The organism is Gimesia sp., from assembly GCF_048260065.1.
Taxonomy (GTDB): domain Bacteria; phylum Planctomycetota; class Planctomycetia; order Planctomycetales; family Planctomycetaceae; genus Gimesia.
Map to the genome: position 1 here is coordinate 399,224 of NZ_JBLXHC010000004.1, position 20,861 is coordinate 420,084.

Consider the following 20,861-nt stretch of genomic DNA (forward strand, 5'->3'; position numbering starts at 1 on the left):
GAAAAGCACTTCATGACTGCCACAGATCCGATCTGCCACATGGAAGTCGACGAATCCACTGCTCTGCACGAAACCGTCGATGGTCAGGAATGGTATTTTTGCAGCAAGGGGTGTCGCGACAAGTTCGTTGCGCAGCATGCAGAGCCTGAGCCGGAGCAAAAAAACAGCTGCTGTCACCACGAACAACATCAGCAGCATGATCACCACGGACAGCATGCGTCTCACAAGCAGGAACCTAAAGATGTGCCCGCCGGTACGATCTATTCCTGTCCCATGCATCCGGAGATTGAGCAGGTAGGCCCCGGCAGTTGCCCGATTTGTGGCATGGATCTGGAACCGCTGATGCCTCAGAAAGAGGAATCGCCGGAAGAAGCGGCCGAGTATGAGCGGATGTCCCGTCGTTTCTGGGGCGGGCTGATCTTGGGATTGCCGGTGTTCCTGCTGGCAATGCTGCCGATGTTTGGAGTTCCCGTGCATAGCTGGATCTCACCAAAAGTCTCTGGCTGGATTCAGTTCCTGTTGAGTACGCCGGTGATGTTCTGGGCCGGCTGGCCTCTGTTCGAACGCGCTTACCGCTCCATCATCAGCATGAATCTGAACATGTTCACGCTGATCGGGATTGGTACGGGCACTGCGTATATCTACAGTCTGATCGCATTAGTGGCGCCCGGAATCTTTCCCGCTTCTTTTCAACATGAAGGAACTGTCGAACTCTATTTCGAAGCGACCGTGGTGATCACGGTGCTGGTGCTGCTGGGACAGATGCTGGAACTCAGGGCGCGCAAACGGACCAACAGTGCGATCCAGGAACTGCTCTCACTTTCACCGCCAACCGCCCATCTGGTCGTGGATGGCGAAGAACGGGAGATTGCTCTGGAAGAAGTGCAGGCCGGTAACCTGTTGCGCGTGCGTCCCGGAGAAAAAGTGCCCGTGGATGGCGTTGTCCAGGAGGGAAAAAGCCTGGTCGATGAATCGATGATTACCGGCGAATCGGTTCCTGTCTCCAAAGAGCAGGGGGCCGATGTCATCGGCGGAACAGTCAATCAGACTGGTTCCTTCCTGATGAAAGCCGAGAAAGTCGGGGGAGAGACACTCCTCTCACAGATCATCCAGATGGTCTCCAGTGCGCAGCGCAGCCGCGCACCGATTCAACGGGTGGTGGATACGATTGCCTCTTATTTTGTGCCCGCTGTTCTGGCTGCTTCCGTGCTGACCTTCCTGCTCTGGAGCTGGCTGGGACCGGAACCCCGCTTTGCCTACGCTCTGATCAATGCGGTGGCGGTGTTAATCATCGCCTGCCCCTGTGCACTCGGACTGGCGACTCCCATGTCAATCATGGTGGGTGTGGGACGAGGTGCAAAGCATGGCATCCTGATTAAAAATGCGGAAGTGCTTGAGACCCTGCAGAAAGTCGATACGCTGGTTGTCGATAAGACGGGGACACTCACCGAAGGTCGGCCACGACTGACGGAATGCGTGCCCGCCGCCGATTACAGCGAAGCGGATCTGCTGCAGATTGCTGCTTCCGTCGAACAGCACAGCGAACATCCCCTCTCACAGGCCGTCGTGGTCGCTGCCAAAGAACGTGAACTGAAACTGACGAACGTCAGCGACTTTGATTCCGTCACCGGTGCGGGGGTGCAGGGGACCGTCGATGGGAAACTGGTGCTGGTTGGCAGTGCTGCTTTTCTGCAGGATCAGTCCATCAGCATCAAAGAAGAATTGAGTACACAGGCAGACCAGCTCCGTGAACAGGGGCAGGGCGTGATTTTTGTCGCAGTGGCGAATGAGTTTGCCGGTTTTTTATCGGTCTCCGATCCCATCAAAGAGACGACCGCACAGGCAATTCAGAAGTTACACGAACTGGGGCTCTCGATTGTGATGGTGACGGGGGATAACGAAAAGACAGCCCGTGCGGTTGCGAAGTCACTCAACATCGATGATGTGGAAGCAGGAGTGAAGCCACAGGACAAATACGAAAAAATTAAAGCGCTGCGAAATGCAGGTCACAAAGTCGCGATGGCGGGTGACGGCATTAACGATGCTCCCGCATTGGCCGAAGCCGACGTAGGCATCGCGATGGGGACCGGCACCGATGTCGCCATTGAAAGCGCCGAAGTGACACTCGTCAAAGGGGACCTGCGGGGCGTCGTCGATGCCATCGATCTCAGTCGGCTGGTCATGAAGAACATTCATCAGAACCTGCTGTTTGCCTTCGGTTACAATGTCTTGGGCATTCCGATTGCGGCAGGGGTTCTGTATCCCTTCCTGGGAATGCATGCGTTGTTAAGCCCGATGATTGCTGCTGCGGCCATGAGTTTCAGCTCGATCTCTGTGATTGGCAATGCACTCAGGTTGCGTTCACAGTCCTGAGGACTGGTTCAGTCTGCCTGTTTTTTCGCTTTGACAATGCGTTTGACTTCTTCCAGAAGAAGGAAATGTCCCGGTTTGACCATGGTGCCATGCGTGAAACCGTCCAGCTCAAACAGTTGTGCCTGCGGATGTTTGACCACCTGTAACAGGCGATGCATGTAGGCATTTTCTTCGTAACGTGTGGGAAATTCCAGTTCCCGGTCGCCGGTAATCAACAGGATCGGCGGAGCATCTTTACGGGCGTGGAACAGCGGCGCCATGTCATCGATGATGGGCTGATCGCGTTTAATTCCCATCTCTTCGCGCACGGTCATGTGTGTGATGCAGTGCCCGCTGTAGGGGATCAGTCCGGCGATCTGATTCGCGTCAATGTCATGCGCGGCCAGCCAGCGTTTATCCAGTCCCAGCATGCTGGTCAGATAGCCGCCTGCGGAATGACCGGCGACAAAAATCAGTTCGGGATTGCCGCCATACTCTTTGATATGCTGAAACGTCCAGGCAACGGCGGCGGCAGCATCTTCCAGATAGGCGGGTTTTTTGGCTTTAGGAAACAGACGGTAATTGACGGCGACAATTGCCAGTCCCTGGTTCTGCAGTTCTTTCGGAATCGATTTACTTCCCCCTTTCAGGCCACCGCCATGAAACCAGACGACCGTGGGAAATCCTTTGATCTTTGTGGGGTAGTACAGATCCAGCTTACAGCGTTCCTGTTTGTATTCGTTCTGTTGCGTCTGCTCTTCTGTGTAATACGGGATGTCATTCAGGGTTTTATAGTCGGCGGCGGTGTCTTCAGCCTGGGTGATCTGCAATGGAGATATCATCACTGTGAGTATCAGCATAATGAATCGAATGTCTCGCTGTCGCATCGTTTTACTTTCTTATCGCAATTTTATAGTGAAGTTTTTCTGTACTGTGATGATTTTACTGAGAGCAGGTCTGCTTAGTCGCTAGAACCCGGTGTCCGGCTTTGTCTCTTGTGGTGTGTCTGGTTCAAGAAACCAGGGGACATCTTTTTTCAGCCAATCGATGATGGCTTGACTGGCAATCGCATTGGCTGTGCCGTTGGGGTGATGGTCTGTGGCGTGTACCCAGAGATCAGAGGTCTTCTGTCCTGCAAAGGCGCTGGTCAGGTCCAGAACAGGTAAGCCTGCCTGTTCCGCGATCGCTGCGACCTGAGTATGAATGGGCTTGAGCGGGTACTCCGATTCAAAACCTTCCATCAGAGGGTAGATGACAAACACGGAGCGGCAGCCCGGGATCTTGGGGATGGTCTGAATTGTTTCTTTGAAAACACGCAGGTTTTCTTTGTTGAATTCAGGGTTGTACGAATCAAGATACCACTGCACGGTTTCCCGCTTGATTTTGTCCATTTCGAAAGGAGCAGTGAGCAGGGCCACTGATTTCAGATTGCCTCCATGCCAGCTGTTCTTTTTGTAATCGTCGAGGTATTGATCGCGGATCTGAACCAGGTCGTTGATGTACTTCTGACGGTCCGCGAGTCGCGGGTGCAGCGGAATGTCATTCGGGATAAAGACAAAGATCGCACGATGGCAGTCGGCTCCCTGTGCAATGGCCGCCAGGATCTGCAGCTCATCCATCGTGTTTGCACCGACCTGACCGCCGTTGATGACTTCATATTTTTTGCCCAGTTGAGACTCCAGTTGACGGGAGATGGTTTTTTCAATGGGAACCCCTTCGCCGAAGACAAACGAATCTCCCACACAGGCAATGCGCATCACTCCTTCAGGCGCTTTGTCTGGATATTCACGGTCCCTGATTCCCTTTGTAGAATGTGTGTATTTCACGCACCAGGGGGTCTCATTCAAACGGTCCAGGGGGAGTGGTTTCGGGTTGAGCGTATAGGTCAACAGTTCCCATTTTCCCTGTGAGGTATCGGGCAGGGGAGAGAATTCGTCGTGAGGATTGTCGGGATAGCATTGATAGTAAGTGATCGGCTTCTGATTGGTCAGTCCGGTCAGCTCGGTGAGTTGTCGCTTGGAAATCAGTCGGGGAGGGTCGACATGGAAGATACGTACGACCGTTTCCACGACGACCAGACTGAGCAGCAGTCCCACTCCCAGAGCAGCGAAACGAAACAGAATAGTTTTTTTTCTGCTGCGTTCCGTCGTCCCGGTTGTGTTCTGAGTGGTTGGATTTTCGGAAGACTGGTTCAAGGGCGTTTCGATCTGACGGAAAAGGTTTCAGAAGCTGGAGTCTTTGATTATAAGTTCTGCGAACACGTGGATTCTATTGTTTTTGATACAAATCAATTCGATTTTGGATATCTCGTGCCGGCTCCGATCCTGCCGGGACCAGTTTCAGGGCTTTATTCAGCGCGGAGAGTGCAGCTGTCGTTTGTTGCAGTTGCTGCAATGATTCTGCGAGATTGTAATAGGCAGGAGCAAAGTCATCCGCATAATTGATTGCAGTTTCAAATCGGCGTACTGCTTCCGCGTGCTGTCCCTGTTGCTGGAGAATGGTGCCCAGCAGATTGGAAGTGAGCGCCAGTTCCTGGCGTACGGTCTGATACAGTTCTGCCGAAGTCTGTGGATCGATATTTTTCAGAACCGTTTCATAATGCTGGATTGCCAGAGGCAGATTTTGGTTTTTGGCAGCCATCAGACCCAGGTTGAATTCGCTGGCGGGATTGATGGCCCCCAGTTTTTTTGCCAGTTCAAATTCCTGCTGGGCACGCTGCTCTTCTCCCCGTTCCAGGTAGAGCATTCCCAGGTTTTGGTGCAGGCCAGCGTCATCAGGTTGAAAGCGTAATGCCCGCTGATAATATTTTAAGGCATCGTCAAATTTCTGCTGTTTGCGGGCAATATTTCCCAGTCCCTGCAGTGCACTGCTGTTTTGCGGGTCTGTCTGTACGGCCTGCAGATAATGCTCGAAGGCAGTTTCGAGCTGGTTTTGTGATTCCTGATACACTCCCAATGCCTGGTGGGCTCCGGGATGCTGCGGATCGATTTCCAGCACGCGTTGATAATGTTTGAGTGCTTCTGACTCCTTACCGAGTTTCGACAGGGTGGCGCCCAAGTTCTGATGAGTACCTGCATCATCGGGGATTATTGCCAGAGACTTTTCAAAGTAATGCCGGGCAGTGTCATATTTATCTGCCTGATAAGCCAGATGTCCGAGATTGCTCAATGCGATGAACGCACGCGGGTTCACCGCCAGGCAATGCTGGTACAGGCTCTGGTTGCTGGCCCAGGTCGCTGTCTGAAAAAAACTCAGGCCGGCGCAAATCATAAGGATGACTATAACCACGATCCGCGGCGCCAGACTGGAAACGCCTCGCAGCAGCCAGGCCACCGCCAGCGCAGGGGCCAGCATGGAAAGATAAACATAGCGGTCTGCAACATTGGAAACAAACTGATACGCAAAGGGAATCAGTCCCAGGACCGGCAGCAGACCCGCGATGAAGATTCCCGCGATCGTTAACCAGATTCGACGCTGTCTGGCAAAGCAGGCAGCCACTAACAGAACACAGGGTATGAGCCAGGCCGAGTACAATGATCCCTCGTCCAGAATCAGACGGATACTTTTGTCATACTGCATCGCCAGTGGATAGGGGGCAACCAGCTTCCATAAATAGAAAGCCAGCGAGTCGCCAGCGATCAACGGGCGTGCCCAGAGCGGACTTTCAAAGATGAGTTCTGCCTGTTCTCCCCGATTCAACAGAATGAACGCGACCGCCAGGATCAACCAGCCGCCAATCCAGAGACGCAAAGATTTGAATTGAGCAGGGAAAAATCCCAGTATGAGAATGCCAATGATCAGTGGAGTCGTGACAGAACTGGGTTTGGCCAGTAGGGAGAGCAGGAAACAGGCGCTGGCGACAATCAGAGGTCCTCGCGAGACTGCTTCTGAGTTTGAAGTGGGAGAAGCAGCTGGCAGCTCGCGCGTCTCATTTCGACTTGCAAATTTGAGCGAATAATAAATGGCGGCGATAGAAAAACAGTTACTCAGCAGTCCCCGCGTTTCGCTGATCCAGGCGACCGATTCCACCTGCAGGGGATGCAGCAGAAATAACAGGCCCCCCAGGCAGGCAGCACGTCTGTCATTGATCAGCAGTAACAGAATCCGATAGATCAGCAGCGAATTGATGAGATGCAGGCACAGACTGCCTGCATGAAACAGGTAGGGTGAGAGTTCGTCCTGATTCTGTCCTCCCAGCAGACGCGTGATTGCGGTTTCCGCTGCAAAAAAAGTGTAGCTGAGGGGGATGTACAAACCTTCGTAAGGTTCGGACCAGATGGTTCCCAGGCTGCTGAGAGTGACGGGATTCAGGTTGGGGTTCTGTGTAAGATGCATTTCGTCGTCCCAGTCCAGAAGTGGATAGGACAGACAACGGGAGAAGACGAGAAGCAGAAGAACCAGATAGAGTACAGAAATTTTCAGTGCAGAATGTTGCTCTACATTTTCAGATGTCAGAGAGGAAGGGGCTGATTCTACAGGAACAATATCATTCATTGATGGTGATCTTACTATGCCATCCTGTGTCTGGGTGATCTTCCGGAGGATCGACTCAGGGAATTCCGCCGAGGATTGACTCGCTTCGGTACTGCAACCGTTGTATGATCCTATTTAACAATGTTTATTGAGGGAAAGCAAATCAATCCTGATTCAGGTTGAGAGAAGTCTGTCCCCTGTTCTTCATCGGTGTGCTCGCGGAAGAATCAGAGAATTCGATTGAATCTGAGTGGACTCTTACAAATAATGATCTGGCAGTCCGTCGCATTCAAATTAGTTGCCGTTTCAGGGGTGAGATAAATTTGGTCCCGTTCAAAATAGATCACCGACTTCCGGTAGTACTGTTCCTGTTCTGCATTTTTTCTGTCTATGGTTGTGAAGAGAACAAATCCGAACCAGAGCAATCGCCTGACAGTCAGGTTGCCCCCGTGATCAAGGTAAACCGGTCGACCACGCAGGTCCCTGCGAAGCCATCCCCGTTTCAGTTTGTGGACATCGCTCACCAGAGCGGTATCAAATTTACTTATTATGGAAATCCCAGTCCGCAGCATTACATGGTCGAACAGAATGGAGGTGGCGTCGCGCTGTTTGATTTTGATGGTGACCACAGTCTGGATGTATTTCTTTCCAATGGTTCCCATTTTGATCGCCCGGCTGAAGAAGCAGGTGAAGTGCATCAGCTGTATCGTTCTTCAGGAAAGCTCCCGCAAGCGCTGAAATTTGAAAACGTTGCTGCGGCGGCAGGAGTAGAACGGTCTGACTTCGGCATGGGGGTTGCCGCTGGAGACTATAACAATGACGGGTTTGTCGACCTGTATTTATGCACGTACGGGAAAAACTATTTCTGGCAAAATAACGGGGATGGCACTTTTTCCGATATCACCGAGACAACCCTGACTGGAGACGAACGCTGGGGCGCCAGTGCCGCCTTTGGTGATCTGGACGGGGACGGAGACCTGGACCTGTATGTTGCCAATTATGTCGAGTATTCCCGCGACGATCCTCCCTGCTATACAACGATTGGCGCTCAGCGGGTAAAGATTTCCTGTGGTCCGATCGGCAGAATTGCGCAGCAGGATCTCCTGTATGAAAATCTGGGGGATGGTCGGTTTGCTGATCGTTCCGAGTCGGCAGGCATCATTCAGGCGACCGGCGGAAAAGGACTGGCCGTACAGATTGTGGATCTGAATCGGGATGGCCTGCTCGATATTTTTGTTGCCAACGACACCACCGATAACTTTCTGTTCCTGAACCAGGGGAATCTGAAATTTGAAGAACAGGCGCTGGTGCTCGGTGTTGCGGTGGGGGACCAGGGGGAACCGCAGTCCTCAATGGGAATTGCCTGTGCCGACTTCAATCGCAATGGTCTGCTGGATCTGTTCGTCACGAATTTCGAAAATGCAGCCAACGATTTTTATGAACAACTGGAGGTGGGCGGTTATCTGACCACAAATTCCCGCCTCGGCCTGGATACGACATCCCGCCCGATGCTGGCATTCGGGACCATCTTTGCCGATTTCAATCTGGATCAGTGGCCTGATCTGTTTGTCGCGAACGGACATATCTGGGATCTGAGCACACTTGGAACCGAGCATGAATACGAAATGACCCAACAGCTCTTTTATAATCAGCAGGGAAAGCGGTTTCAGGATGTCTCACAGAACTCGGGTGACTACTTTAAAGAGAAGTTTCTTGGACGTGCGACCGCAGCCGGGGATATCGATAATGATGGGGATGCGGACCTGCTGGCAACGCATGAGATCAAACCCGCCGCGCTCCTGCAAAATGAGAGTCCGATGCAGGGGAAGAGTGTCCGTCTGCGATTCATCGGTGTGAAAGGTCCGCGGGAACCTCTGGGCTGCACACTGAAAGTTGTGACTGACGATGTGGAACAGATTCTGGTCATTCCCGCGGGAGGCAGCTATCAGGCGTCCAGCGATCCGCGTGTGATCGTACCTGCCGGGAATGCCGCTACAATTCAAAGCCTGGTACTCACCTGGCCCGATGGCAGTCGCGAAGAGTGGAACAATCTACCCATCCAGAAAGAATTGACGCTGATTCAGGGGACAGGACAATAACCGCTCTTGCAGTTGCACTTTTGTTTGTGGTACTACGGTGTTCTACTATTAATCAGTTCAACACGCTTTGATTAGCTCAATATTCAGACTGAGTTCTGCATGACCGCGATTCTGGGGATCTCTGCTTTCTATCATGATTCAGCCGCCGCCATTGTTGTGGATGGCCAGATTGTTGCGGCTGCCCAGGAAGAACGGTTCACCCGCATCAAACATGATGCAGCATTTCCGGAACAGGCAATCGCCTACTGTCTGGAAGAAGCAGGTTTAACACCCGATCAGATTGATCTGGTTGGTTTCTATGAAAAACCGTTCCTAAAGTTTGAACGCCTGCTGGAAACAACGCTGGCTTTCGCGCCGTGGGGCTTCAAAGCATTTCTGAATACAATTCCCAGCTGGCTCAAAACCAAGCTGCATCTGCCTCGCGTGATCTATGAGGGATTAAATCAGCAGTACAACAAGCGGATTGTGTTTGTGGAACATCACGAGTCACACGCCGCCAGTGCCTTCTTCCCTTCACCCTTTGAAGAAGCAGCTTTTCTGACGGTCGATGGTGTCGGAGAATGGGCGACCGCCAGTTTTGGGATCGGGCGGGGGAATCAGATCGAAATTCAGAGCGAACTCTATTTTCCTCACTCCGTCGGGTTGTTGTATTCTGCTTTTACCTACTATTGCGGGTTCAAAGTGAACTCAGGCGAATATAAACTGATGGGGCTGGCTCCCTATGGTGAGCCCCGTTTTGCCGATCTGATTCGTGAAAAACTGGTCGATATCAAGGCCGACGGTTCGATTCGCCTCGATTTATCCTACTTCAATTATTGTCATGGACTGACCATGACTTCGCAGAAGTTTCACCAGTTGTTCGGCGGCGAGCCGCGCCAGCCGGAATCACAAATCACGCAGCGCGACATGGACCTGGCTGCTTCCATCCAGGTAGTGACCGAAGAGATTCTGATGAAAATGGTTCAGCATGTGCATGCCCGGACCGGACAGTCGCGGCTCTGCATGGCTGGTGGAGTCGCCTTGAATTGCGTTGCCAACGGCAAGATTCTGCGGGATGGTCCCTTTGAAGAAATCTGGATCCAGCCGGCCGCTGGAGATGCTGGCGGCGCGTTAGGGGTGGCGCTGTTTATCTGGAATCAACTGCTCAGGAAACCACGCAAGATCCAACCCGAAGATCAGCAGCAGGGAAGTTTCCTGGGGCCTCGTTATTCTGAGGCACAGATCCGGAAATTTCTGGATGAGAGGGGCGTTGTGTACCACTATCGCCAGGATGAAGAGGAACTGTGTAACGAAGTAGCCGGTTACATCGCGAATGAGAAAGTGGTGGGCTGGATGCAGGGGCGTATGGAATTTGGGCCTCGTGCATTGGGCGGACGGAGCATTCTGGGCGATGCACGCAGTACGACAATGCAGTCAATCATGAACCGAAAGATCAAGTTTCGGGAATCATTTCGTCCTTTTGCCCCTTCCGTTTTACAAAGCAGGGTCGCTGATTATTTTGATTTTCCACCTCAAGTGGACAGCCCTTATATGCTGCAGGTTGCTGACGTTCAGATTCATCAACGCAATACACTCCCCGCAGAAAGCGAACAGCTCACAGGCCTGCAGAAGCTGCATTTGATCCGTTCGAGTGTGCCGGCGATTACGCATGTGGATTTTTCTTCCCGCCTGCAGACGGTCGATGCAGATCGTCATGGACGGTATTTCAAACTGATCACAGCGTTTGAAAAAATGACAGAGTCGCCGGTCATTATCAATACCAGCTTCAATGTACGTGGCGAGCCCATCGTCTGCAGTCCAGAAGACGCTTATCAGTGTTTTATGGCAACGAATATGGATGTACTCGTGCTGGAACAGTTTGTGATTCTCAAGACAGAGCAGCCTGATGCGCGGGTCTTTGAAGATGACCTGCACCTGGATCAGTACGCGCCGGATTAATGTTCTCGCAGGAAAATTAGAAAGCAGTATCTGAAGATGGCTTTAGCAGAAATCAACTGGAAACCTTCAGCACGCGAGTTGCGCATTTTCTCTGTGGCGCTGGGATGTCTGCTCGCCTTGATTGCGTTTTTCAGCTTTCGGGCATCGGCCTGGCTTCCTCTGACAGTGACGTTGTCGGGAATGGCGTTGCTGATTGTATTGTTCGGGCTGATTGCCCCTGCGACTGTCAAACCAGTTTATCTGGGATGGATGATCCTGCTGTTTCCCGTTCGCTGGATTGTTTCCTGTCTGTTGATTGCTGTGGTATATTATCTGATCATCGCGCCCATCGGGTTGGTCTTGCGTCTGCTGGGACACAATCTGGTTGGCAGACGCTTTGATACGCAGGCGACTTCTTACTGGAAGTCAGAACGTCGCATCAGGAGGGAACAGGACTATTTTCGTCAGTTCTGAAGCCGATTGAGTTGTGATTTTAGAGATAAAAAATCAGAGGTGAAAAATGTCAGAACAGGCCGATTCGCAATCGAATGCATCTGAAGAACAGACTTCTGATTTTATGGCACAATCTGAATCGAAGGCTCCTGGAATCCTGGCTGAGTTCTGGGATTTTTTAAAGCACAACAAAAAATGGTGGTTAGCGCCAATCATTATTGCGCTGTTATTAATCGGCTTACTGATTCTCATCAGTGGGAGCGCGATCGCACCGTTTATCTATCCCATTTAATCCGAAAATTATGCGTCTGTGTTTCTGTTGTCACAGATCTTTCAGTTTGTCTTACTTCAAAGAAACTGAATCTATCTGATTTTGATGACACGAGCAGTCTTACTGTACAGGCGGAAATGTTCGTTGTATTTTTTTATAAAATAACATTTTCTTTATATCTATTATAAAAAAAATCTTTCCTTTATGAATGTTTATTGGTAGCCTAGAGGCAGCACATCAAAACAGTCTGAAATTTCTTGTGAATAATTCATTCGAATTTACTACATCTTAAGATTCAGGAGACACCAAGTGCGACCAGCTCTGTATTCAGTTCTGTTGTTTTCTCTCATTGCTCTTTCAGGTTGTGGTAAAGATCCCACAGCAGATCTCGGAACCGCTGTCACGGTGACTGGTACGATTACCCTGGATAGCAAACCCTCTGATGGCGTGGAAGTAATCTTTAAAAGACTCGATGCAGGCGCACCTGCAGAATATCGCCAATACGTTGCGACAACGGATTCGGCCGGCAAATACAGTCTCGAAAATGTATACCCGGCGAAATATGCCGTGATGGTGAATGAGAAAAAGGATGAAAAGGCAGAAGAAGAAGGAGGGGCAGCCGCTTTTGAAACAGGTCCCTATAAAAAATATGGTGTTAACAGTGAGTTAACTGCAGAGGTGACTGAAGCAAATAAAACTTTTGACTTTGAATTAACTTCTAAATAATCGAATTCCTTTCAACAAGCCGGAGTGTCCCTGGCTCTCATACAGATCCAGGGACTCTGCGCTAAAACATAAAATAATAAACCCAACTACTGATCTGATTCTACAGGTCGGTCATTGAAATTTAATCAGTAGAAGATGAAAGCAACTTTCTCTTAAGCGAATTTATCGTTTGAGATGTTGAGCATAAATCTTGTATCTGGTGTGAGGCGATTCGTGTTTGAATCGTTGTCACTGAATCTGCGTTTTTATTTTTTTGTTGTAGTTGTAAAGGAGTTTATTCATGAAACGCAAGGCATTTACGTTAATCGAGCTTCTGGTGGTGATTGCCATTATCGCCATTCTGATTGCATTGCTCTTACCAGCGGTGCAACAGGCAAGAGAAGCAGCACGACGGAGTACTTGTAAAAACAACCTGAAGCAAATCGGGTTGGCGCTGGCTAATTACATTGACAGGACGATGGGTGTGTTCCCACGCGCTACCATCTCGGCTAACGGGCGCAACTGCTGCTGTGGAAGCTATGGGTCTACCGCTTTCAATTCAACGGGTATCCCACACAGTTTTCATACTGTGCACACAATGTTGCTGCCTTATATTGATCAGGCAACCGTTTATAACCAGATCAATATGAGTCTGCGGTATGATGATACAGCCAATGGGCCTGCCGTGAAAACGCAAATCCCTGTCTATATCTGTCCCAGCGATAACCGGACTTCCGATTCCAACGTTGTGACAAACGGGGCCGGTGACACCATCACGATGGCGACTCACAGTTATCCTGGTACCGGATCCAATCATCCCTATGGACTTTGTGGACGACATGGGACAACTGGATCGGGAACGGGTGTTTTTGCGGAACGGGCAGGCCAGTTGAATGAGGCCGGTACTGCACTGGAACATCCTGTAATGAAACTTCGTCTGATTACAGATGGAACATCTAACACGATCGCTTTTTCAGAGTTCGCTCAGAATAAAACCAAAATCGACTGCAACATCGGTGGTACCAGCCAGGCAAAATATGGCTGGGCACGACCCGCTGCAGGCGGAACTGCTTTTACAATTCGCGAAGTCTCTACACCAAATGGCTGTAATGGTACCAGTACCGGCGGATCCAATATTGGAATCGCCCGCAGCTGGCATGCCGGTGGTGTGCATGTATTGATGGTTGATGGATCGGTACACTTTGTTGGGGACAGTATCGATGGATTTACCTGGAGATATCTTGGCGCAATCAGCGATAATCAGGTCGTCAGCATCAATAAATAAAGCCTGGTGATAGACGTTCTGATTGAGTTAACTGGTGGTTTTCATGAGCCTGGAAGCAGATGTCCTGATTCCAGGCTCTTTTGACTTAGTGACTCGGGGTGTGTTCAAGTGTGTACGCTTGTTTGTTTCCACGATTTTATGTCAGCTCGTATTGACGTCTACTCTCGACACTGGTTGAATATTAAGTGAAATATTTATTACCGGTCTTAACATTTATTGCGAAACGTGTGTAAAGATCGAGTGTTAAATTTTAAAGTGACCTTTTCTAAGTAATCAAAAACTGGCCAGAAACCGATCCAATCGGTACTGACCGTGATACCCATGCTGGCTGGCTTATCGTTTGATGTGCCAATTCCAGTCAGTCTGGCTGATTTTTCCTGGAGTGAGAAACGACTTCAGGATTCATGTCTATTATTCATTTCCATTACGGTAGCAGAGGAGGCAAGTAACGACTCGAGACCCAGACCCTTTACAGGCAATAAGTTAAATTGTGTCTTCGCTAACTGACTGATCTCAAAACCAGATAAAAACCTCTATCGCATAATAGTTACCCGCCTCTTCCGCAATATTTCTCCAAAGTCAGTTTCATCGCCGCTCGATGTTTTCTGAGACAGCATTATCTGCCAAGGTGTCAAACATTGTTTCGTCATCAATTTCTAATTTAAGCTTATTATTTTTTATAGAAGGAGAGACACTTGATGAAACGTAAGGCATTTACATTAATTGAACTTCTGGTGGTAATCGCAATTATCGCCATTCTGATTGCGTTGCTGTTGCCAGCCGTGCAACAGGCGCGTGAAGCAGCCCGTCGCAGTACCTGCAAAAATAATCTGAAGCAGATCGGCCTCGCGCTGGCTAACTATCTCGATAGAACTTCGGGGGTCTTTCCCCGTGCGACCATTTCCGCAAACGGACAAGGGTGTTGCTGCCAGAATTACACCGCAACCGCTCTGAATACAACGGGAGTGCCACACAGTTTTCATACGATGCATACGATGCTGCTGCCTTATCTGGATCAGGCAACTGTGTATAACCAGATCAATATGAGCCTGCGTTATGATGATACTGTCAATGGTCCTGCTGTCAAAACACAGATTCCCGTTTATATCTGTCCCAGTGATAACCGGACTTCTGACACAAACGTGGTTACAAATGGAGCCGGTGATACAATCACGATGGCGACCCACAACTATCCAGGTGCTGGCTCGACACATCCTTATGGATTGTGTGGCTATCATGGAACCTCAGGAGTGTTTGCAGAACGGAATGGACAGTTGAATGAAGCCGGAACGGCACTCACTCATCCCGCTATGAAACTGCGACTGATTACCGATGGAACCTCTAACACAATCTGCATGTCCGAGTTCGCTCAGAACCGAACAAAAACAGCCGGTTGTGGTTTTACAACTGGAACCAGTCAGGCAAAATATGGCTGGGCTCGTCCAGCCGTTGGTGGAACCGCTTACACAATCCGATCTGGATCGACACCAAATGGTTGTAACGGTACCAGCACCAACGGTTCTAACTCCGGGATTGCCCGCAGCTGGCATGTCGGAGGCGTTCACGTTCTGATGGTGGATGGATCAGTGCACTTTGTTGGTGACAGCATCGATGGTCCAACCTGGCAGTATCTGCATTCATTTAGTGATGGTCAGGTTGTCAGTATTAATCAATAATGGTTGAAAAACTCTTGATCTGACCCGGGTCAGTTTGAGATATTAGAGATACCAGTTGAGCCGCTCAATAGGTCTGAAGGTGGAAATCCATCTTCAGACCTTTCAACTTTAACTTTTCTTACCACGATCTGTGGAAGAAAAGGGATTGCCGGAAGAGATTTGTTCTTCTAAGTATTGTGAGCTCATACGTTCCCATGAATGTAGATGAGAAATTGAAAGGAGGAAAACCACATTCTTAGAAAGGCCGAACCTGTCAGGAACTGCAGAGGAACGTAAATAGTTCATCGGTCTGACTGTACTTTAAATAATTATTTACCGGTTCATCAAATAATGGCGCTCTCGAGTCAGTTTGATTTATGTCGATTTAATTCCAGTAGAAACTGTTGATTTTGCCAGGATCGTAAAATCTTTTTCAGCATCTGATTCAAATTCTGTATTAGCTGTTGAAGGAGTGATCTTTAAGATGATTCGCAAGGCATTTACGTTAATTGAACTACTGGTTGTGATTGCCATCATAGCCATTCTGATTGCATTGCTCTTGCCGGCGGTGCAACAGGCCAGGGAAGCGGCTCGCCGCAGTTCCTGCAAAAATAACTTGAAGCAAATTGGCCTGGCACTGGCAAATTATCTCGATAGAACTGCGGAAGTCTTTCCGCGGGCTACTATTTCTCCGAACGGGAGAGGCTGTTGCTGCGGTTCGTATTCTGCTTCCGCATACAATACGACCGGAATACCTCACAGTTTTCATACATTGCATACCATGCTTTTGCCTTATATCGATCAGGCTAATGTTTATAATCAAATCAACATGAGCCTGCGCTATGATGATGCCACGAATTTACCTGCTGGAGCCACTCAGATTCCGGTCTACATCTGTCCCAGCGACAATCGCACCCATGACTCTTCTGTCAATGGCAATGGTCTGGCAACGCACAATTATCCAGGGGCCGGTTCGACACATCCTTCCGGATTCTGTGGACAGCATGGAACTTCCGGAGTGTTTGCCGAACGAAATGGTCTGTTAACTGAAGCGGGAACAACGCTGGTCCATCCTGCAATGAAGCTGCGTCTGATCACAGATGGGACGTCCAATACGATCTCATTTTCCGAGTTCGCTCAGAACCGGACGAAAGATGCAGGCTGTGGCTTTACAGGAGCGGGATATCAGGCCAAGTATGGTTGGGCGGAACCCGCACTGGGTGGGACTGCCTATACGATTCTCAATCTGTCGACGCCAAATGGCTGTAACGGTACCAGTTCTGGTGGTTCCAATTCCGGGATTGCCCGCAGCTGGCATATCGGTGGGGTCCACGCTCTGATGGTGGACGGCTCGGTACACTTTGTTGGTGACAGTATTGATGGACTGACATGGCAGAACCTGCATACGTTCAGTGACGGGAACGTCGTCAGTATCAATCAGTGACACTGAGTAGTATGTAATTGAAACCTTAAAAGCCAGCTCTGATACGATCAGAGTGTAGCTAGCCCGCCCGTTCCCGTTTTCCTGATACAGGAGCGGGCGGTTTTCGTTTTTCATTGTACCTACATCGCAGGATCAGTTATCTTATCTGTTCCAGGTCCTGTATCAAAACTGCTGGTTCAGGCGACTACTTAGAAACTATTCTTGTCCGAACAGGCTGTTATGACTCGTAAAGCGGAAACTCTGATTTTACTTGCAGTCATTTCCGTTATCTCCGCGTTGTACGGCTCCTTCTATGCGAACACCTTTCTGTATGATGACTCCGAACAGGTACTGGCACAGCAGCCTGTGGAATCAGTCGATGATCTCATTATGGTCTTCACGGAACCCAGTTTTCCAACGCTGCCTTACTATCGCCCTCTGACCCGGGCATCGATCATGTTCCAGAAAACACTGCATGGGGATGATGCCCGCTGGTTTCATCTGTTCAATGCGATTCTGGCAGGGACCACTGTCGGCGTTGCCTGGCTGCTGATCCGCTTACCTGTGTTTAAAATCCAGGTCGTTCCAGCTCTGTTTGCCGTAGCTCTGTTTGGGCTGCATCCCGCGGCTTCTTCCTGCGTCTATCCTGTCGCCTCGGGGCGTGAAACATTATTACCAGCTGCTCTGATCCTGCTTTCCACCTGGTGCTTCCTGAAAGGGACGCGAAAGCATTATTGGTGGGCCGTCATCACCTGCGGACTGGCATTTCTTGCTAAAGAACAGGCGATTGTGCTGCCTGTGTTATTTGTGATCGCAGACTGGTTGAAACTGACGGGGCTGCCGGAAAAGCAGGAGAAGGCAGACTGGTTACGGCGTTATACTCCTTTTCTGTTGCTCACAGTGGGGTACCTGCTGTTGCGCTGGCTGCTCTTTAGTGGAACGGAAGTGAAACTCATGCTGGCAGAGCAGCCACTGGGGCCGTTTTATTCGCTTTTGTATTCACTGCAGACCAGTTTTTTCCCGTTCGTGGAGCTGGTGTATGAGCCGCCTGTTGAAGTCTGGTTCGATCCGGTTCGTATCTCAGTCGCATTACTGCTGACGGGGATACTCGTCTATTTTGTGCGAAGGAAATCAGACGAGCTGGGCCGGTCTGCCTGTTTCTGGGGGGCCTGGTTTTTGCTGATGATTCTGCCGACCTCCAATATTCTGGAACAGGAATGCGCCTTTTCAGAACGTTACGTTTTCCTGGCAATGCTGTCACCCCTGGCGCTGACCGCGGCAATTGTCAGTCAGTACTGGGATCGTTTTCTGGTGCGGAAACTGTTTATCATCACAGGCCTGCTGGCGGGGGTGTGTCTGGCCTGTATCAGCGGGATTCGTGGTTTTTATTTTGAAAACGAGGAGACTTTTTTTCGGCAATGGGTGAATACGAACCCCCGGTCGCCGACTGCTCATGTGCATCTGGGACTGGTTTACGCCAGTCATGGTCAGTTTGCAGAAGCGATCGCCTGTTATGAACGAGCTCTGGCAATTGACCCTGAATTTACAGGAGCTCTGATTAACCAGGCCAACGATCTGGTGACGATGCAACAATATGATGCAGCGATCCAACTGTATCAGCAGTCACTGAAACTGCTGGATGGAAAGTTGCAGCATCTGAAGGTCGGAGTATATCATAATCTGGGAAACGCCTGGTGGGGCAAGCGTAATGCCGAGCAGGCAATTCAATCGTACGAGCATGCCATTGAACTCTCCCGCGAGCATCTGCCTTCATATCTGGCACTGGCTGATATCTATCTGCAACAGGATCAACCCGCACATGCTGCCCGTTATCTGAATGAAGCTTTGAAACTGAAATCCGCGACAAAACAGAAACAACGCGAAATTCATAGCGTCATGCAGCGTTTTCAACTCGAATAATGATATTATATTTTAATGTAACTGACTGATTTTTCTGATCTGGATCCAATGGTAACTTTCATGATACGAAAACTGATTCTCTGCTCAACGATGCTCTGTTTACTTTCAGCCTGCGGTTCAGTTGAGTCTCCGGAGCCAGAAGAGCAACCGTTGACTGCGCGTGAGGCTCTGATTCAGTCATTGCCACCGGTTGAAATTCAACTTAAGGAAATCACACCCGAATCCCTGCCGACAGAAATTGAAAAACATCGCGGGAAAGTGGTGTTTGTAGATTACTGGGCGACCTGGTGTCCGATGTGCCTGGACTCATTTCATCATTTAAGTCAATGGCATCAGGAGTATGCGGACAAAGGACTGGTGATCCTGGCAATTAATCTGGATGAAGATAATGAGAGTAATCGCAAGTCGGTGATTGAGTATTTAACCGAACAGCGTGCTCCCTTTGAGAACTTCATCAGCACGGTCAAGCCAGATGCAGTACGTGACGAAAAGTATGGGATCGAAGGCAGCACACTTCCCTTCTGTCAAATTTATAATCGTGAAGGGGAGTTGGCTGTCACTCTGGGGAATGTCAATCCAGATCGTCTCTATGGCGAAGTATCGATCGCTGACGCCTTAACGAAACTATTTCCTGAAACAGACTCAGCTGAAAATGCCGGCAAGTAAATATCAGGATGCGTTGCCGAGAGCCTGCAGTTCCGGGTAACGTTCGTCAGTGTCTCCCGTCTGTTTTTTCAGTTGCTTTAACTGACCTTTCAGTTTGTCAAGCACATCCCGATAAGCGGGGTCTGCAATCACGTTCTGCATTTCATGTGGGTCTTTGCGCAGATCGTAAAGTTCCCAATAGGGAGATGTCGGAGTTTTAACAGCACCGGGGGCATCCAGAGGCAGGCCGTAGAAGAAGATGAGCTTGAAGTCTTTCGTACGGATTCCGTAATGGGCCGGATTGTCATGGTGAGCCATATGCATCCAGTAGCGATAGTAGGTTGCTTCGGGCCAGTCAGCAGGAGTATCCTCGCCCTTGAGGATCGGCAGGAATGAACGTCCCTGCATGAATTCGGGTTTTTCAACGCCTGCCATTTCCAGTATGGTCGGTGCGAAATCCACGTTGTTGATCATGGTTTCATTTTTCGAATTTGCTTTGATCCATTTCGGGTAACGAACAATGAAAGGCATCCGTAATGATTCTTCATACATCCAGCGTTTGTCAATATAGTCGTGTTCGCCCAGCATGAAACCCTGATCCGCGGTGTAAATAATGATCGTGTTGTCCAGTTCGCCCGTCTGTTTCAGATGTTCCACCAGGCGTTGAATGTTGTCGTCAACGCCGCGCACACAGCGCAGGTATTTCTTCAGATAACGCTGATACGCTTCCCGTGTATATTGCTCAGAAGAAAGAAGTGGGTCTACAAACATGTGATGGCCCATGTTTCGTCGCTCATTGCGAGGTCCGATCGAAGTGCCATACAGAGCATGGTGCAACGGTCCATGTTGACCACGGTGCCAGAGTGAATCAGGCTCGGGAACAGCGACATCCTGGTACAACCAGTCATAGCGTTCCGCATTTTCAAAATTGTCATGCGGGGCTTTGAAGTGATGCATCAGGAAGAACGGTTTGTCTTTCTGCTTTCGATTCTTCAGCCATTTCAGGGAGATATCCGTGATTGCATCGGAGGAATGTTTTGAGTCATACCCACCCGTGCGGAATTCGTTTTTCGGCCAGGGCAGGGGGCCACGGACTCGAAAGACGGGATTAAAATAACTGCCCTGTCCCGGCAGTACCGTATAGAAGTCGAATGCAGCCGGCTCTTTTTTAAGATGCCACTTGCCGACCATCGCTGTTTCATAGCCCGCTGACTTGATGAGTTTTGCCAGGTGCTGATTTTCCGGTCCGATCGCACCGTTGAGCGTGGTGACGCCGTTGACGTGCGAGTATTGTCCTGTCATCAAGGTGGCACGACTGGGGGTGCAGATCGAATTGGTGCAAAACACATTTTTCAGCAGGATGCCTTCACTGGCCAGCCGGTCCAGTGTGGGTGTCGGATTCAGGACTGCCAGCCTGCTCTGATACGCGCCAATGGCGTGTGCGGCATGGTCGTCAGACATGATATAGAGGATATTGGGGCGTTTTTCGTCTGCCCGGGCTGTATTCAGAATCGCAGTCAGACACAGAATCAGGCAGCAGAAGCGCTTCGCTTGCATGGGTTCCCGTCTTTCAAAATGGAAAGGTCAATTGCTTTTTGGGGAGGCGGCAAAGAATCTGTTTGCAGAGTCCCGATGAAATGCATAGACTGAGATTATACCAGCG

15 protein-coding genes are annotated in these 20,861 nt (G+C 50.0%); 11 read left to right on the plus strand and 4 right to left on the minus strand.

Annotation, left to right across the window (positions count from 1 at the left end):
- Positions 1 to 12: 12 nt before the first annotated feature.
- A complete protein-coding gene (locus tag ACN0YN_RS10045; RefSeq protein ID WP_417384870.1) occupies positions 13 to 2,373 on the plus strand; it encodes a heavy metal translocating P-type ATPase in 2,361 nt (786 codons plus the stop codon).
- Positions 2,374 to 2,381: 8 nt separating this feature from the next.
- Here the strand turns inward: ACN0YN_RS10045 and ACN0YN_RS10050 are convergent, their stop codons facing one another.
- The 3 genes from ACN0YN_RS10050 to ACN0YN_RS10060 form a co-directional block, all read right to left on the minus strand.
- The gene (locus ACN0YN_RS10050) at positions 2,382 to 3,239 is read right to left on the minus strand and encodes an alpha/beta hydrolase (RefSeq protein WP_417384871.1); all 858 of its coding nucleotides are present in this window, start codon (positions 3,237 to 3,239) and stop codon (positions 2,382 to 2,384) included.
- Positions 3,240 to 3,320: 81 nt separating this feature from the next.
- Entirely contained in the window at positions 3,321 to 4,547 is a 1,227-nt protein-coding gene (locus ACN0YN_RS10055) for an SGNH/GDSL hydrolase family protein (protein ID WP_417384872.1), read from the minus strand.
- A 73-nt stretch (positions 4,548 to 4,620) separates the two neighbouring features.
- On the minus strand, positions 4,621 to 6,846 hold the full coding sequence (locus ACN0YN_RS10060) for a tetratricopeptide repeat protein (RefSeq protein WP_417384873.1): 2,226 nt from the start codon (positions 6,844 to 6,846) through the stop codon (positions 4,621 to 4,623).
- A 428-nt stretch (positions 6,847 to 7,274) separates the two neighbouring features.
- Between ACN0YN_RS10060 and ACN0YN_RS10065 the strand changes: the two genes are divergently transcribed.
- The 10 genes from ACN0YN_RS10065 to ACN0YN_RS10110 all read left to right on the plus strand — a co-directional run bounded on the left by ACN0YN_RS10065 (position 7,275) and on the right by ACN0YN_RS10110 (position 19,219).
- The gene (locus ACN0YN_RS10065; RefSeq protein ID WP_417384874.1) at positions 7,275 to 8,924 is read left to right on the plus strand and encodes a CRTAC1 family protein; all 1,650 of its coding nucleotides are present in this window, start codon (positions 7,275 to 7,277) and stop codon (positions 8,922 to 8,924) included.
- 99 nt (positions 8,925 to 9,023) lie between these two features.
- A complete protein-coding gene (locus ACN0YN_RS10070; protein WP_417384875.1) occupies positions 9,024 to 10,862 on the plus strand; it encodes a carbamoyltransferase in 1,839 nt (612 codons plus the stop codon).
- 36 nt (positions 10,863 to 10,898) lie between these two features.
- Positions 10,899 to 11,315 carry an SxtJ family membrane protein gene (locus ACN0YN_RS10075; protein ID WP_417384876.1) on the plus strand — a complete coding sequence of 139 codons (417 nt, stop codon included), beginning with the start codon at positions 10,899 to 10,901 and terminating at the stop codon, positions 11,313 to 11,315.
- Between the two features lie 46 nt (positions 11,316 to 11,361).
- Positions 11,362 to 11,586 (plus strand): DUF5989 family protein, encoded by a 225-nt coding sequence (locus tag ACN0YN_RS10080; protein ID WP_417384877.1) that lies wholly within the window; start codon positions 11,362 to 11,364, stop codon positions 11,584 to 11,586.
- A 315-nt stretch (positions 11,587 to 11,901) separates the two neighbouring features.
- Positions 11,902 to 12,291, plus strand: coding sequence for a hypothetical protein (locus ACN0YN_RS10085; protein ID WP_417384878.1), 390 nt, complete (start codon positions 11,902 to 11,904; stop codon positions 12,289 to 12,291).
- A gap of 280 nt (positions 12,292 to 12,571) precedes the next feature.
- A complete protein-coding gene (locus tag ACN0YN_RS10090) occupies positions 12,572 to 13,555 on the plus strand; it encodes a DUF1559 domain-containing protein (RefSeq protein WP_417384879.1) in 984 nt (327 codons plus the stop codon).
- Between the two features lie 698 nt (positions 13,556 to 14,253).
- Positions 14,254 to 15,231 carry a DUF1559 domain-containing protein gene (locus ACN0YN_RS10095; protein WP_417384880.1) on the plus strand — a complete coding sequence of 326 codons (978 nt, stop codon included), beginning with the start codon at positions 14,254 to 14,256 and terminating at the stop codon, positions 15,229 to 15,231.
- Between the two features lie 463 nt (positions 15,232 to 15,694).
- Positions 15,695 to 16,654, plus strand: a complete 960-nt coding sequence (locus ACN0YN_RS10100; protein WP_417384881.1) for a DUF1559 domain-containing protein — start codon at positions 15,695 to 15,697, stop codon at positions 16,652 to 16,654.
- A gap of 219 nt (positions 16,655 to 16,873) precedes the next feature.
- Positions 16,874 to 18,553 carry a tetratricopeptide repeat protein gene (locus tag ACN0YN_RS10105; protein WP_417384882.1) on the plus strand — a complete coding sequence of 560 codons (1,680 nt, stop codon included), beginning with the start codon at positions 16,874 to 16,876 and terminating at the stop codon, positions 18,551 to 18,553.
- A 60-nt stretch (positions 18,554 to 18,613) separates the two neighbouring features.
- Positions 18,614 to 19,219 (plus strand): thioredoxin-like domain-containing protein, encoded by a 606-nt coding sequence (locus tag ACN0YN_RS10110; protein ID WP_417384883.1) that lies wholly within the window; start codon positions 18,614 to 18,616, stop codon positions 19,217 to 19,219.
- A 3-nt stretch (positions 19,220 to 19,222) separates the two neighbouring features.
- Here the strand turns inward: ACN0YN_RS10110 and ACN0YN_RS10115 are convergent, their stop codons facing one another.
- On the minus strand, positions 19,223 to 20,755 hold the full coding sequence (locus ACN0YN_RS10115; protein WP_417384884.1) for a sulfatase: 1,533 nt from the start codon (positions 20,753 to 20,755) through the stop codon (positions 19,223 to 19,225).
- Positions 20,756 to 20,861 lie beyond the last annotated feature (106 nt).

What these genes read in the sequence shown, in the direction of transcription:
- ACN0YN_RS10075 (WP_417384876.1), top strand. Translation starts at nt 10,899, where the DNA reads ATGGCTTTAGCAGAAATCAACTGGAAACCTTCAGCACGCGAGTTGCGC.
- ACN0YN_RS10115 (WP_417384884.1), bottom strand. Translation starts at nt 20,755, where the DNA reads ATGCAAGCGAAGCGCTTCTGCTGCCTGATTCTGTGTCTGACTGCGATT.
- ACN0YN_RS10100 (WP_417384881.1), top strand. Translation starts at nt 15,695, where the DNA reads ATGATTCGCAAGGCATTTACGTTAATTGAACTACTGGTTGTGATTGCC.
- ACN0YN_RS10090 (WP_417384879.1), top strand. Translation starts at nt 12,572, where the DNA reads ATGAAACGCAAGGCATTTACGTTAATCGAGCTTCTGGTGGTGATTGCC.
- ACN0YN_RS10095 (WP_417384880.1), top strand. Translation starts at nt 14,254, where the DNA reads ATGAAACGTAAGGCATTTACATTAATTGAACTTCTGGTGGTAATCGCA.
- ACN0YN_RS10060 (WP_417384873.1), bottom strand. Translation starts at nt 6,846, where the DNA reads ATGAATGATATTGTTCCTGTAGAATCAGCCCCTTCCTCTCTGACATCT.
- ACN0YN_RS10105 (WP_417384882.1), top strand. Translation starts at nt 16,874, where the DNA reads ATGACTCGTAAAGCGGAAACTCTGATTTTACTTGCAGTCATTTCCGTT.
- ACN0YN_RS10050 (WP_417384871.1), bottom strand. Translation starts at nt 3,239, where the DNA reads ATGCGACAGCGAGACATTCGATTCATTATGCTGATACTCACAGTGATG.
- ACN0YN_RS10045 (WP_417384870.1), top strand. Translation starts at nt 13, where the DNA reads ATGACTGCCACAGATCCGATCTGCCACATGGAAGTCGACGAATCCACT.
- ACN0YN_RS10070 (WP_417384875.1), top strand. Translation starts at nt 9,024, where the DNA reads ATGACCGCGATTCTGGGGATCTCTGCTTTCTATCATGATTCAGCCGCC.
- ACN0YN_RS10110 (WP_417384883.1), top strand. Translation starts at nt 18,614, where the DNA reads ATGATACGAAAACTGATTCTCTGCTCAACGATGCTCTGTTTACTTTCA.
- ACN0YN_RS10080 (WP_417384877.1), top strand. Translation starts at nt 11,362, where the DNA reads ATGTCAGAACAGGCCGATTCGCAATCGAATGCATCTGAAGAACAGACT.